This window comes from Psychromonas sp. KJ10-10 (assembly GCF_047323245.1).
Lineage (GTDB): Bacteria > Pseudomonadota > Gammaproteobacteria > Enterobacterales > Psychromonadaceae > Psychromonas.
Genome location: NZ_CP178826.1, coordinates 2,896,753 through 2,911,145, shown reverse-complemented (window position 1 = coordinate 2,911,145; position 14,393 = coordinate 2,896,753). Strand labels below are relative to the sequence as shown.

Sequence of the window (14,393 nt, the reverse complement as noted above, 5' to 3'; positions counted from 1 at the left end):
CTATCGGAAACTTAACTCAGCTCTTTAATTTCTGCATAACTGATCAGCTCTGATACTTCGGGTATACAGCTTCCACAACCAGTTCCTGCACCTGTCTGTTGACAGATTTGCTCTAGGGTACAATTTTCAGTCCCTTCAATTGCATCGTTAAGGGTAATTTTACCAACCTGTTTACAGGCACAGATAATTTTCCCCTCTGCCAGTTTACCTTCAACATGCCCAGAAATAAGTGTGCGCTCAATACTCGTATCTAATGGCATTGAAAGAATATTTTCTAACCAATCTAGAGATTGGTTTTGTAAGTGGGTCGAGACAATAAAAGCACCAGTTACTTTCTGTTGGTTAATACAGGCATAACGAATTAAGGTTTTATCTTGATCACTATAATCAATGGTTCTATTAAGTGGTCGCGCAATTGTTTGATAGTCAGCATTGCTAATTAAAGACTTTAACTTCTGACTTAATAGTTCCGGCGAACTAGCATCTGCAATACGATACAGGTAACCATTCTCTACTGTTTGTTTTACCCAATAATCAAATTCATTAAGCTCTAATATTTCACGACTTAAAAACATGGCTTCACTGTCATAGTGCCACTTTTTAATATTGACAGGCGTTGATTTAAAAGCGGGTTGACCAGAGGTTTGATCGAATATTGAGTGGGTTATTAAAGAACAAACACTCGCATTACTCGCTGTTTTTGTATTCCAGTGGATAGGAATAAACACTTGACCATTTTTAACATTAGGCGAGATAGAGACACGAACTAAAACCGCTCCCTGTAAACTACTTACAGTCGCTAAATCACCATCGGATAAACCTGTTTCCTTTGCATTATCTGCATTAATAGTGATAAAAGGTTCGCTGATATGCGCACTTAAACGGCTAGAAAGTCCGGTTCGACTCATAGTATGCCAATGGTCGCGCACGCGTCCACTGTTTAAGTTGAATGGATATTTTGAAGAACAATCAGTCAGTGATTGTTTCATACTTACTGGAATAAATTGTGCTCTATTATTAGCGGTAAAAAAGCGATTATCGGAGAACATACGCTGATGGACAATGGTTTCTTGCAAACTAGTAACAGGCCATTGCTGTGGTGATAATCGACTATAGCCTTTTGCATCTAATGTGGTTAAACCTATTAAATTCAGATCTCGCGCTAAGCCATCTTCATTTCCTAAGGTAGTCATTTTAGCAAATTCAGCAAACACTTCTCCTTCATGTTGAAAAGTGAAAGCATGTTTGAAACCCATGCGTTTACCTACTTCTGCAATGATCCACCAATCTGCCTTGGCTTCACCTGGGCTGGCTAATAGTTTACGTTGACGAGAGATTCGGCGTTCTGAATTGGTCACAGTACCTGATTTTTCACTCCAGCCTTGAGCTGGTAATAATACATTCGCTAATTGGGTTGTTGCTGTATCTTTAATACAATCAGAAACAACGACTAAAGGGCATTTTTTCAGTGCGACAATGGTTTTGGTACTATTAGGTATACTCACTACAGGATTTGTTGCCATTATCCAAATGGCTTTTACCTTACCCTGATCAATTGCATCAAAAAGATCAACGGCTTTAAGCCCTGGCTTAGCCGCTAAGTGATCGGTTTGCCAAAAATCACTAATTAATTGATGATCTTTTTCATTCCCAAATTCCATATGCGCGGCTAGTGTATTAGAAAGGCCACCAACTTCACGCCCGCCCATTGCATTGGGTTGACCTGTAATTGAGAAGGGGCCCATCCCTGGTTTACCAATACGGCCAGTTGCTAAATGACAATTAATAATACTGTTTACTTTATCGGTTCCCTGAGAAGATTGGTTAACTCCCTGCGAGTATATCGTTAGTACTTTTTCTATTTGTGAAAATTTTTCGTAAAAAGTTTCTAGATCTGTTTGACTAATAGACAGGACTTCAGCTAACTGCTGGTGGGAAGTAAATTGGTTGTTTGCACTGCTTATTGCGACTTCAAAGCCATCACAAAAATCTGTTACATATTGCTGATTAATTTTTTTATGTTTAGCAAGGTAGGCAAATAAACCATTAAAAAGTGCAATATCCGTTTCTGGATGAATAGCTAAATGCAAATCTGCAATTGAAGCTGTATCCGTTTTGCGAGGGTCAATGACAACAATAAATAGCTCTGGACGTTGTTGTTTAATTGTTTTTAGTCGTTGAAATAAAACCGGATGGCACCAGGCAAAGTTGGATCCGGTGATCACCACCATTTCAGCGTTTTCGATATCTTCATAACATACTGGAACAGTATCACTACCAAAGGCACGTTTATGACCTGCAACACTAGATGACATACATAATCTTGAATTGGTATCAATATTACCGCTACCGATAAAGCCTTTCATTAGCTTATTAGCAAGGTAATAATCTTCAGTTAACAATTGTCCAGATGCATAGATAGCGACTGAATCAGGGCCATGCTCTTTAATAATATCAGAAAACTGAGTGGCAACATGTTCTAGTGCAGTAGGCCAATCACTTTCGACGCCATTAATGCTTGGTTTTAATAGTCGTCCTTCATGACTGACGGTTTGCCCTAAAGCGTAACCCTTTGAGCACAAATGCCCGTAATTTGCAGGATGATCATCGTCTCCACGAATATCTAATGTACCCTGTGCATTTACTTTTGCTTCAACGCCACAACCAACGCCACAATATGCGCAGGTTGTTTTTGTCCACAAACTCTTTGCTTTACTCATTTGCACTCTCTCGCCATCTATAGATTTAACAATTATAACATAACTACCTAACAGCAAAGAACGCACCAAGTTGGCACTAATGCTAATAATAAATTTCCAGATTTCTTAATGCTTATAAAAATCAGTGTGTTGCATTCATTCTCTTTTGTAATTTAATTGTTCTATCGGGGTAATAATAAAGCTGAAAATGTGCCTTTTTTTGCGCTATCTTGGTGCGATGGTGCACTGCTATGTTACATAAATGTTAAATTTTAGTTGCTTGTTAAATTTTGGTAACAAGTGACGAAAATTATTTTTAATTGTAACTTATTGATTTTATATTCCTAAATGGCGATTTTGTCATCGTTTTTTATAATGTTAAATAAAGTGGCATTGTCATTGCAATAATCAGGGGTAATAACAGTTTCAAATAATAACAGGCAATTAGTCTCACGCTTGAATATTGTTTTCTTTGATTTAAGGTCGTCATGAATTTACAAAATATAACTACTAGTGCACAACTTACTAAAAGAGCCAACAAGAGTAATTTAAGTGCTAATAATATTACTTCAATTAATAAACTCAATAACTCACTGGGTGAAGTGTTTTTAGTTGGAGCAGGGCCAGGTGATCCTGACTTACTGACACTTAAAGCATTAAAAGTGATTCAAAAAGCAGATGTTATTGTTTTTGATAACTTAGTAAGCCAAGAAATTCGTGAATTATTTCCTGTTAACTCAGAATGTTTGTACGTTGGCAAAATGAAAGGCGCTCACAGTTATAGTCAATCTGAAATCAATCAGCTTTTAATTGAAAAAGCTCAACAGGGTTTAAGTGTATGTCGCTTAAAAGGTGGTGATGCCTTTGTGTTCGGTCGTGGTGGTGAAGAAATGCTTCTTCTTAAAGAACAAGGCATTAATGTGCAAATTGTTCCTGGCATTACAGTCAGCGCTGGTTGTAGTAGTTATGCTGGTATCCCACTAACACATCGTGGTTTAGCTCAGGGATGTACCTTTGTCACAGCACACGGCGAAAAGGAACTTGATATTCAGTGGGAATGTTTAGCAAAACTTAAACATACCTTAGTTTTTTATATGGGTTTGAGTAAAGCAAGCATGATTGAAAGCCAACTTGTCAGTCGCTGGAATGGATCCATCTATGCCAATCGCGATCATTGAAAAAGGATGTTGTCCAGATCAAAGAGTCATTACAGGGTCGATTAAGCAACTTGCTTCCTTAGTCACCAAGCACCAAATGAAATCCCCTTCGTTAATTATGGTTGGAGAAGTGGTTTCACTTTCCAAGCAATTGCAGTGGGTTACATCCCAAAACAGTGTTGATAGTGTCATTAATCAACTTTCTGCATAAAACGAACTAAATAACCAAAGTAACATAATATAGATAGGAATTAATAATTATGAGCAAACAACGCATTATTGTAGTTGGTAATGGCATGGTAGGTCACAAATTCATTGATAATATTATTAATGATGAAGACAGTAACTATGAAGTGATCACCTTCTCTGAAGAATCAAGACTGGCCTACGACCGAGTTCAGCTCAGCTACTTTTTCTCTGGTAAAAGTGCGGATGATTTAGCCTTAACAGATGCTAACTATTATCAAGAAAATGGCATCAAATTTGTTCTTAACGATAAAGTCGTTGATTTAGATTTTGCTAACAAGCAAGTAATCACTGCAAGTGGACGCAAAGAAAGCTATGACAAATTAGTGTTAGCAACGGGATCATTTCCTTTTGTACCTCCTATTCCTGGTAATGACCAAGAACACTGCCATGTTTATCGTACCATTGATGATTTAGAAGATATCACTGAATCAGGCAAAACAAGTAAAGTAGGTGTTGTTATTGGTGGTGGACTACTTGGGCTAGAAGCAGGTAATGCATTAGTTAATTTAGGTCTTGAAACGCATATTGTTGAATTTGCGCCTCGTCTTATGGCTGTACAATTAGATGAAGGTGGTGGTGCTTTATTACGCAGAAAAATAGAAGAGCTTGGTGTAAATGTTCATACCGATAAAGCCACGACTGAAATCGTTGCTGGTGATACATGTCGCTATAAAATGAATTTTGCTGATGGGTCTTCTTTAGAAACAGATACGATTATTTTTTCTGCAGGTATTCGCCCTCAGGATGAACTAGCACGTTCTTCTGGTATTAAAATCGGCGAGCGTGGTGGTATTGTCATTGATAATTACTGTCAAACCAGTGTTGAAGATGTGTTTGCTATTGGTGAATGTGCGTTGTGGGAAAACTTTATTTTTGGTCTTGTTGCCCCTGGTTACCAAATGGCGAAAGTATTAGTCGCACACCTTAAAGGTGGTTCAGATCTTGCGTTTACTGGTGCTGATATGAGTACCAAATTAAAATTATTAGGTGTGGATGTTGCTAGTATTGGTGAAGTGCATGGTAGAACACCTGGTGCTCAGTCATACACTTATAATGATGAAATTGAACAGGTTTATAAACGTCTTATCGTTTCTGAAGATGGTAAAAAATTGGTTGGCGCAGTATTGGTAGGTGACGTAGAAGCCTACGGTTCATTATTACAATTAAAATTGAACGACATGGATTTACCTGGCAATCCTAGCACATTGATTCTACCAAGCGGTGGAGAAGATGCTTCTGCTGGACTTGGTGTTGACGCATTACCTGATACCGTCGCTATTTGTTCATGTTTCGATGTTTCAAAAGGTGATATCAAAGATGCTGTAGTCGCCGGTTGTTGTAGCATGGGTGATTTGAAAACAGCCACTAAAGCGGCAACAGGTTGTGGTGGTTGTGCACCCTTAGCAAAACAGGTTTTAGACAGCGAATTAGCGAGTCTTGGTTTTGAAGTGAACAAAGATATTTGTGAGCATTTTGCCTATTCTCGTCAAGAGTTAGCTGACATTGTGCGTGTTAAAAAAATCAAAACATTTTCAGCGTTGTTAGCTGAATACGGTAGTGGTATTGGTTGTGAAATTTGTAAACCAGCTGTGGGTAGTATTCTCGCTTCTTTCTGGAATGATTATGTACTTGAAGATGAACATGTTGGTCTACAGGATACTAATGATAACTACTTGGGTAACATGCAAAAAGATGGTACTTATTCCGTTGTACCACGTATTCCTGGCGGTGAAATTAAACCAGAAGGTTTGATTGTACTTGGTGAAGTAGCTAAAGAATTTAACCTATATACCAAAATTACCGGTGGTGCGCGTGTTGATTTATTTGGTGCACAACTACATGAATTGCCAGCTATTTGGAAAAAATTAGTTGATGCTGGTTTTGAAACTGGTCATGCATATGGTAAATCATTACGTACAGTTAAGGCTTGTGTAGGTAGCACTTGGTGTCGTTACGGTGTTAAAAATAGTATTGGTTTTGCGATAGAACTTGAAAATCGTTACAAAGGTTTACGTTCTCCTCATAAAGTTAAATTTGGTGTGTCTGGTTGTACCCGTGAGTGTGCAGAGGCACAGGGTAAAGACTTTGGCTTAATTGCAACAGATAGCGGTTGGAACCTTTACTTTGGTGGTAACGGTGGTATGCGTCCTCGTCATGGTGATTTATTTGCCTCTGATTTGAGTGATGAACTGTTACGCACTTATATTGATCGCATTTATATGTTCTATATCCGTACGGCAGATCGTTTACAACGTACATCGGTTTGGATGGAGAATTTAGAAGGGGGATCGATTATCTTAGAGATGTGATTATTAATGATTCATTAAATATTAATGCTGAATTAGAAGCAGAAATGGAAAGTAACATTGAAAATTATCAATGTGAATGGAAAACCACCGTTGAAAACCCTGAAAAATTAAAACGTTTCAAACATTTTATAAATAGTAACGAATCTGATTCAGGAATCACCTTTAAAGTTGAAAGAGGACAGCGTTTCCCTGTCGACAAAGAAGAAATTGAAATCATTGAATTAGTATAGAAGGAACAAAATCATGGAAAAAACAGTAAATAACGATTGGACTGATATCTGTTCTGTTACGGACTTAACACCAAATGCAGGTACTTGTGCCCTGTTTAATGAGCAACAAGTGGCAATCTTTTTATGCAAACAAAGCAATAATGTTTATGCGATAGCAAATTACGACCCATTTGGACAAGCAAATGTGTTATCTCGTGGCTTAATCGGTTCAACAAAAGATATTGTTTATGTGGCATCGCCTTTGTATAAACAACGTTTTGATTTGCTAACCGGGGAATGTTTAGATTCTCCAGAGCACAAAATAAAAACTTTTGCGGTTCGCATCGAAAATGATGGCGTGCAGTTAAAAGAAGCAAGCTAGTAACGATCATGTTTTATTAAACGAAAAATGCCCTGTTTTACAGGGCATTTGTGTAAACAACTATTAAAAATTGGAATTATTTTGAGTACAAATTCATTTAATATTTTTTCTTTTCAAGGAAAAATGAAAACACTACATTTAAGCTGGATGGCATTTTTTATTACTTTTGCGGTTTGGTTTAACTTTGCTCCTTTATTGCAGTCTGTAAAAGAAACATTAGGTTTAACTACCGAAGAAATCAAAACGCTACTTATTTTGAATGTTGCTATTACTATTCCTGCCCGAGTTATCATTGGCTCGTTAACGGATAAATATGGGCCACGCATCGTTTATTCTGCGTTACTGTTTTTCTGTTCTATTCCTTGTTTTACCTTTGCTTTTTCCGATACCTTTTTAGAAGTCGCTATTTCACGCTTTGCATTAGGTTTTATTGGTGCGGGTTTTGTTATTGGTATTCGTCTTGTTTCCGAATGGTTCCCTCATAATGAACTCGGCACCGCGGAAGGCATTTACGGTGGATGGGGTAACTTTGGTAGTGCAGTACGCACGCCTTTACGCTTCCAACTATCGCTTTGTTATTTGGTGGTGAAGAAGGATGGCGTTATGCCATGGTTGTAACAGGTTTATTAAGTTTAACTTTTGCGGTTATCTTTTATAAAAATGTTAGTGATACACCTAAAGGTTCTACTTATTTTAAACCGGCTAATTTAACCGCAATGGAAGTCACTTCTAAGGGAGATTTCTTTTTACTACTTATCATGAAGGTGCCAATGTATGCCGCATTAGCTTTATTAGCTTGGAAATTATCTCCAACTAATATCAACATGTTATCTAATGAAGTCTGTTATATTATTTATGCGTTTTTAGTGCTACTTTATTTATACGAATGGTCACAGGTTTGGAAAGTCAATAAAAGCATTTTCACAACACCAGTAGAAGAAATTCATCGCTATAAATTTAAGCAAGTTGCCGTATTAAATGTGCTTTATTTTGCAACCTTTGGTTCTGAATTAGCTGTGGTATCTATGTTACCTCTGTTCTTTTTAGAAACCTTTGAATTAACACCTGTTGTGGCGGGTATGGTAGCTTCTGCTTATGCCTTTATGAACCTAGTTTCTCGTCCAGGTGGTGGTTGGTTATCTGATCGCTTTGGTCGTAAATCAACATTAATTATTCTGACTGCTGGTTTAGCATTAGGTTATTTATTGATGGCGCAAATTACTGGTCATTGGGCATTATGGTTAGCAGTAGGTCGTTGCTATGTTATGTTCTTTCTTCGTACAAGCAGGTGAAGGAGCTGTGTTTGCAACTGTTCCATTAATCAAACGTCGTATGACAGGACAAATTGCAGGTATGACAGGCGCTTATGGTAACGTTGGTGCGGTAGTTTATCTTACTATCCTATCTTTTGTTGATTACCAAACCTTCTTCTATGTGATTGCTTTAACTGCCTTTGGTGGTTTAGTTACTTTATTGTTTATGGCTGAGCCAAAGGGTAAAATCGCTGAAGTAAACGAAGATGGAACTGTTACAATGATTGATGTGGGTAGCCACTAGGTAATTACTCAGGACGTCGCTATTTAAGCCTATTTATGAAGTACATCCGTGTACTTCATCGCTTCGCGACTAGCTAAAGCTATTCGAATATGTTCCTGACATATTTGTCGTCGTTGGAAAATGCTCACAAATTCATCGGGAATGAATTTGAACATCCGAAGGATGGCCCGTAGGGCGAAGTAGTGGACGTACGAAGTATTTAAGAAACTAAACTGCGCTTTTCCGCCTTGAACTAAGCCTAAATAGCTTAGTCCAGAGCATTTACAACCATATTTACTAAAACTTCTTAATTTGATAAGTATTGAGTAAATATATAAAAAAATAAGTGGAAAATTCTGAATATGAGTAAAGAAGTACAAGCAAAGTTAGATCTTGCAATAGGGGGCGTTTCAACGGCAGGTAAACGTGAATTAAATCAAGATGCTTTTGCTGTAAAACAACCCAACTCATATTCAGAAAAAAGTTCAAAGGTGTTGTTGCTTGTATTGCTGATGGTGTCAGTTGTAGCAACAATGCCCAACAAGCAAGTCAAACCAGTGTTACCCAATTTATGGATGATTATTACAGTACTAATGAAAGTTGGGATGTGAAAAAATCTGCTGGTAAAGTATTAAGTTCCTTAAATGCTTGGTTATATCACCACAGTAAAGGGGATGCTCGCCATAACGGGTTAATTACTACCTTTAGTAGCATTATTTTTAAATCGACTACGGCACACATTTTCCATGTGGGTGATAGTCGAATTTATCGCTACCGTGAAGGCGTATTAACACAGCTCACCAAAGATCATTCTCGTGTTACTCATGGTAATAATAATGTATTGATCCGTGCTTTAGGTATGGATTGTCATGTTGATATTGACTACCGAAGTGTGTCATTACAACAGGGAGACATTTTTTATTATCCACTGATGGTATACACGATACCTTAGACAATAAAACACTCGCTAAACACCTTGCTTGCCATGAACAAATTGAAGTAACTAGCAAAACCCTAGAAGTGCTTTCTAAAACTATTTGTGATGATGCCTATAATCACGGTAGTAGTGATAATTTAAGTTGCTTGATATTAAAAGTAGGGGAGTTACCAAACTCTGATATCAATGATATTTTTCAAAATTTAAGTAAATTAGTGATCCCACCTGCAATGCAAGTGGGCAATGAAATCGATGGTTTTAAAGTCGATAAAATCTTACATCAAGGTGCGCGAAGCCATATTTATTTAGCAACAGAAAAGGCCAGTAAACGGCGTGTTGTATTAAAAATGCCATCTTTGAATTTTGTAGATGACAGTGCTTATCTAGATGGTTTTTATAAAGAGCAATGGGTTGGCCAACGACTTAAGCACCCTAGTATTATGGCGATTCAACCTCGTATTGAAAAATCACCTTTTTTGTATCATATTTGTGAATATGTTGATGGTATTACATTACGTCAGTGGATGCATGAAAACCCACAACCTTCCTTTGAAAAAGCTATTAGCATCATCAAAAAAGTAGTTGATGCCGTGCGTGTATTACAACGTTCCGCTATGGTTCATCGAGACTTGAAACCTGAAAACATTATTATTAGTCATAATAATCACATTACATTGATTGATTTTGGTACTGTTAAAATCAGTGGTTTAGATGAAATTTCTAAATTGATTGAAGAGGTACCTTTAGGCGCAGACTGATTATATCGCGCCAGAATATTTATATACCGGGGAAACCTCATTCTTATCAGACCTTTTCTCGATTGGTGTGATCACCTATGAGTTGCTTTCTGGTGGTTTACCTTACCAGGAGAACAACCAACAGTCTTTACAAAAGGCGGTTAATACACAATGGCAGTATCGGGATATTCAACAGTTCCGCTCGGAAATACCTAAACACCTTAATCAGGTATTAATGAAAGCAACCAATACTTCAGTTGAAAAACGTTACACTTCAATGAGTGAGTTTGTGATTGAGTTACAACGTGCAACGCCAAGAGCTGAAGTAACACTTAATAAACCCCCATTAATAGAGCGTCATCCTGTTAAATTTTGGAAATCTTTATCTTCTATTCTATTTATTATCGTTTTAATCGAATCATTTCTTTTAATAGCTAGGCAATAAAAAGTTATTATCCGTTGTTAAACATTCATTAAAACTGCATAAATACCCATCTAAAGCAAAAAAAGAGTGCTTCAATTGAAAATTGGAGCACTTTTCCTTATTATGCATGCACCCTTATACCCGTTACCAATCATGATGCTTTATTCAATCGCTAGCTCAGACAGTAAGGCAAGGCACAACATCATGATAATGGGTATAAACACTATCTATATTTATCATTTAGGGAAATAAAATGACCACATATAACATCGCATTATTAGCGGGTGACGGTATCGGCCCGGAAGTAATGAAAGAAGCAGTTAAAGTATTAAAATTAGTTGAGCGGCGTAACGCAGATGTAAACTTTGAACTAAACGACGTGTTGTTCGGAGCTGTGGCTTATTTTGAAACTGGTAAAGCGTTTCCTGATGAAACTAAAGCCGCCTGTGATAAAGCTGATGCTATCCTTAAGGGGACAATTGGCCTGAATCATGAAGATTCTCAAAAAATCCCCGTTGATGAACAACCTGAACGTGGTGCGTTATTACCTTTACGTCGTCGTTACAATACTTATGCAAACTTCCGTCCTGTTTACCTTCCAAAAGGTTTAGCAAATTTTTCACCACTTAAAGCATCTGTAGTTGGTGAAGGTATCGATATCATGTTAATTCGTGAATTGGTTGGTGGTTTATACTTTGGTGAAAAAGAAACTGGCGTTGATGAACAGGGTCGTCGCTTCGTTCGTGAAGTACTTGAATACGATGAAGACCAAATCCGTCAAATCGTACGTGTTGGTTTTGAAGTTTCAATGAAACGTAAAAAAGTAATGCACAACATCCATAAATCAAACGTATTAAAATCAAGTGTTTTATGGAATGCCATTGTAGAAGAAGAAAAAGCTAACTTCCCTGAAGTTGAAGTTATCAATATTCTTGTTGATGCATGTGCGACTTATTTATGTCTAAAACCAACTATGTTTGACGTAATGGTAATGGAAAACATGTTTGGTGATATTTTAAGTGACCAAGGTGGCGGTATCTTAGGTTCTTTAGGTCTTATGCCTTCTGCTTGTAAAGGTCCTGAAAAATCTTACTATGAACCTTCTCATGGTTCAGCGCCAGACATCGCAGGTAAAGGTATTGCAAACCCATACTCAATGATTGGTTCAGTAGCATTAATGTTAGAAATGAGCTTTGGTATGGAAAAAGAAGCTAAAAACCTTTGGGATCGCTATGCAAGGCGTATTTGAAGATGGTTTCTCAACATCAGACCTTTCTAAAGAAGGTGAAGCGAATTTAGTAAGCACTGCTGAATTTGGTGATTTAGTATGTGAAAAATTAGCTAAAATGCCTGTGTAATTAAATATTACTTATCTAATAATTTGAAACCACGTTTTATAACGTGGTTTTTTATTCCTATCTTTCTAAACTTTAGTATTTTCTTGCCCAAATGAGTATCGCTACCTATACTTTGTGACAGTTCTGTTTCACTTTTTGGGATAAATATGAAGAATAATCAACCAGTTAATAATAATCAAAAAACCTTTAAAGAGGGTTCAAATCTTGTTTCTACGACAGATTTAAATGGTGTAATAGAATATGTTAATAAAGACTTTATTGAAATAAGTGGGTTTAGTAGTGAAGAGTTAATAGGGCAAAATCATCATATTGTAAGACATCCGGATATGCCAGAAGTCGCCTTTTTAGATTTATGGTCAACCGTTAAATCAGGCAAAGAGTGGCGTGGAATAGTAAAAAATCGCTGTAAAGATGGCGGGTATTACTGGGTAGATGCTTTTGTTATGCCAATTATAAAGGATGGTGTTAAGGTTGGCTATCAGTCTATTCGCAGTAAACCTTCCGCTAAACAGATAAAAAAGCAGAGTTGCTTTATAGTAAAATGCGACGAGATAAGAGTTTAAAAATTAGCCGTAAAATACATTGGCGGGATATATCCATTGTAAAAAAATTAACGCGCTTTATGTTCTTGCTTTTTTAATGTTTGTTTTATCTTTTTCGTTAATAGTTTACGACTCTAACCAAACGGTAAGTGCTTTACTTAATGAGATATCACAATTAGAAAAATTACCTAATACTCAAGAACACCAACAATTTCTACAAAATCACATTTATCAATTACAATCAACCCACCTTTATATTTATATTATTAGCGGATTTCTGCCTTTAATCCTTTTGGCAACTTGGTGGTTGTCTCGATATAAATTAATTACCCCTTTAGTTACTTTAAAACAACAAATAAGGCAACTTGCTAGTGGTGATTTGACTGCCGATATTGAAAGTAACAGTAATGATGAAATGGGGCGGATCTCTATGGCATTAAAGCTGTTACAGGCTCGCTTCAAAACCATTTTTGGGCAATTTATGGAAACAGCCCAAGATGTTGTTGCTTACTGCGGACACAGTATCGAGTGGTAGTTTTAACTTGCAAAAAAGCATGAAACAACAAATGGATGAAACAAATTTAGTTGCAAGTGCAATGACAGAAATGTTGGCATCAGTAGGTGAAGTCTCGGACAATGCCTTGAGTGCATCGCAGGAAGCTACAACTGCTGATAATACTGCACGTGATGGTGCTGATGTTGTTAATATTGCACATCAAGCGATGACAAAATTAACTAATGATGTGACTGAAACAGCTAAAGTAATTGATAAATTAGCAATGGATAGTAGCCAAATTAGTACTATCACCGAAACAATTAGTTCGATTGCAGATCAAACCAATTTATTAGCACTGAATGCTTGCCATAGAAGCCGCAAGAGCCGGAGAGCAAGGACGAGGATTTGCTGTTGTTGCCGATGAAGTTCGCTCATTAGCCTCGCGTACTCAAGAGGCAACAAATGAAATTCAAACAATGGTGAGTAATTTGCACTCAGGAATCAATAGTGCGGTGTCGGCTATGGAAACAAATATCGACCAGGTTGGCAGTGCGCTGAGTGGCGTTGAAACCTCAAGAGTTAGCTTTAATAATATTAGTATTGCTATTGAGGGAATAAATCAAATGAACTCACACATTGCGTCCGCTACCGAAGCAACAAAAGATTGTCTCTGAAGAAATGAACCAAAATGTTATCTATATTAGCGATCAATCGAGCAATGCAACAAGTGAAGCCGATGCCTTACAACAAAGTGCCTTTAGATTAACTGAAATGGCTCAAGGGTTACAAAATCAATTAAATACAATTAATACTGGTGTTAGTGCAAGTGATTTCGATTTTGATGGTGCTAAACAAGCCCATTTAGCATGGAAGACTCGTCTAAGAACATACTTAGATGGCGATAAAAGTGTATTAACAAAAGAGCAAGCTTGTTCCCATCGAGATTGTAAATTAGGCCAATGGTATTACGGGGAAGGTATAAAAGAATACAACAACATAACTTCATTTAAAGAAATTGAAGTACCTCATGAAAAATTGCACTCAACAATAAAAAGTATAGTGCTCAAAACTGAGCAGGGTGATATGCAAGGTGCGGAATTGCTTTATAAAGAAATTGAGCCTTTATCGGATACAATTGTGAAATTAATAGACCAGACCAAAAAGAGTGTTAGTTAAAAATTAATGGTTTGTTATTAAAATGAGCATTGTTACTACTCAAGTAATAACGCTCATTTTCTTATCACAATGTGCTAATATACCCGTTACCATTCAAGATGCAAAGTTCAGCAAGTTGTGAGGTGAGTAGCTTCTAGGCAGAAAGTTGAAGATCTAACTAGTTAAATCAAAACTTTTTAACA

At 37.0% G+C, this 14,393-nt stretch carries 15 protein-coding genes and 2 pseudogenes; 16 read left to right on the top strand and 1 reads right to left on the bottom strand.

Features of this window, described 5'->3' with window-relative positions; translation table 11 throughout:
- Positions 1 to 11: 11 nt before the first annotated feature.
- Positions 12 to 2,720 carry a molybdopterin-dependent oxidoreductase gene (locus tag ACLKMH_RS16790; protein WP_413699167.1) on the bottom strand — a complete coding sequence of 903 codons (2,709 nt, stop codon included), beginning with the start codon at positions 2,718 to 2,720 and terminating at the stop codon, positions 12 to 14.
- Positions 2,721 to 3,187: 467 nt separating this feature from the next.
- Here ACLKMH_RS16790 and cobA point away from each other — a divergent pair, with 467 nt between their 5' ends.
- The 16 genes and pseudogenes from cobA (at position 3,188) to ACLKMH_RS16710 (ending at position 14,211) form a co-directional block, all read left to right on the top strand.
- Positions 3,188 to 3,877 carry a uroporphyrinogen-III C-methyltransferase gene (gene cobA, locus ACLKMH_RS16785; protein WP_413699166.1) on the top strand — a complete coding sequence of 230 codons (690 nt, stop codon included), beginning with the start codon at positions 3,188 to 3,190 and terminating at the stop codon, positions 3,875 to 3,877.
- On the top strand, positions 3,858 to 4,067 hold the full coding sequence (locus tag ACLKMH_RS16780; RefSeq protein WP_413699165.1) for a hypothetical protein: 210 nt from the start codon (positions 3,858 to 3,860) through the stop codon (positions 4,065 to 4,067). Before cobA ends, ACLKMH_RS16780 begins: the two co-directional genes overlap by 20 nt.
- 49 nt (positions 4,068 to 4,116) lie before the next feature.
- Positions 4,117 to 6,644: pseudogene (gene nirB / locus ACLKMH_RS16775) on the top strand (nitrite reductase large subunit NirB).
- A 13-nt stretch (positions 6,645 to 6,657) separates the two neighbouring features.
- On the top strand, positions 6,658 to 7,005 hold the full coding sequence (gene nirD, locus ACLKMH_RS16770) for a nitrite reductase small subunit NirD (protein WP_413699164.1): 348 nt from the start codon (positions 6,658 to 6,660) through the stop codon (positions 7,003 to 7,005).
- Between the two features lie 123 nt (positions 7,006 to 7,128).
- Positions 7,129 to 8,562: pseudogene (locus ACLKMH_RS16765) on the top strand (NarK family nitrate/nitrite MFS transporter).
- A gap of 341 nt (positions 8,563 to 8,903) precedes the next feature.
- Positions 8,904 to 9,152, top strand: coding sequence for a hypothetical protein (locus ACLKMH_RS16760; protein WP_413699163.1), 249 nt, complete (start codon positions 8,904 to 8,906; stop codon positions 9,150 to 9,152).
- Positions 9,047 to 9,493 carry a PP2C family protein-serine/threonine phosphatase gene (locus tag ACLKMH_RS16755; RefSeq protein WP_413702379.1) on the top strand — a complete coding sequence of 149 codons (447 nt, stop codon included), beginning with the start codon at positions 9,047 to 9,049 and terminating at the stop codon, positions 9,491 to 9,493. The genes ACLKMH_RS16760 and ACLKMH_RS16755 overlap by 106 nt, the downstream gene beginning before the upstream one ends.
- A gap of 68 nt (positions 9,494 to 9,561) precedes the next feature.
- Positions 9,562 to 10,236 carry a serine/threonine protein kinase gene (locus ACLKMH_RS16750; RefSeq protein WP_413699162.1) on the top strand — a complete coding sequence of 225 codons (675 nt, stop codon included), beginning with the start codon at positions 9,562 to 9,564 and terminating at the stop codon, positions 10,234 to 10,236.
- Between the two features lie 4 nt (positions 10,237 to 10,240).
- Entirely contained in the window at positions 10,241 to 10,660 is a 420-nt protein-coding gene (locus tag ACLKMH_RS16745; protein WP_413702378.1) for a protein kinase domain-containing protein, read from the top strand.
- Positions 10,661 to 10,892: 232 nt separating this feature from the next.
- Entirely contained in the window at positions 10,893 to 11,888 is a 996-nt protein-coding gene (locus ACLKMH_RS16740; RefSeq protein WP_413699161.1) for an isocitrate/isopropylmalate family dehydrogenase, read from the top strand.
- Positions 11,872 to 11,997 (top strand): hypothetical protein, encoded by a 126-nt coding sequence (locus tag ACLKMH_RS16735; protein ID WP_413699160.1) that lies wholly within the window; start codon positions 11,872 to 11,874, stop codon positions 11,995 to 11,997. Before ACLKMH_RS16740 ends, ACLKMH_RS16735 begins: the two co-directional genes overlap by 17 nt.
- A 146-nt stretch (positions 11,998 to 12,143) precedes the next feature.
- Positions 12,144 to 12,560 carry a PAS domain-containing protein gene (locus ACLKMH_RS16730; protein ID WP_413699159.1) on the top strand — a complete coding sequence of 139 codons (417 nt, stop codon included), beginning with the start codon at positions 12,144 to 12,146 and terminating at the stop codon, positions 12,558 to 12,560.
- Positions 12,561 to 12,579: 19 nt separating this feature from the next.
- Positions 12,580 to 13,074, top strand: a complete 495-nt coding sequence (locus ACLKMH_RS16725; RefSeq protein WP_413699158.1) for a HAMP domain-containing protein — start codon at positions 12,580 to 12,582, stop codon at positions 13,072 to 13,074.
- A gap of 19 nt (positions 13,075 to 13,093) precedes the next feature.
- Positions 13,094 to 13,459 carry a methyl-accepting chemotaxis protein gene (locus ACLKMH_RS16720; protein WP_413699157.1) on the top strand — a complete coding sequence of 122 codons (366 nt, stop codon included), beginning with the start codon at positions 13,094 to 13,096 and terminating at the stop codon, positions 13,457 to 13,459.
- Positions 13,395 to 13,709 carry a methyl-accepting chemotaxis protein gene (locus ACLKMH_RS16715; RefSeq protein WP_413699156.1) on the top strand — a complete coding sequence of 105 codons (315 nt, stop codon included), beginning with the start codon at positions 13,395 to 13,397 and terminating at the stop codon, positions 13,707 to 13,709. Before ACLKMH_RS16720 ends, ACLKMH_RS16715 begins: the two co-directional genes overlap by 65 nt.
- Entirely contained in the window at positions 13,672 to 14,211 is a 540-nt protein-coding gene (locus ACLKMH_RS16710; RefSeq protein ID WP_413699155.1) for a CZB domain-containing protein, read from the top strand. Before ACLKMH_RS16715 ends, ACLKMH_RS16710 begins: the two co-directional genes overlap by 38 nt.
- The last annotated feature ends 182 nt before the right edge of the window (positions 14,212 to 14,393 follow it).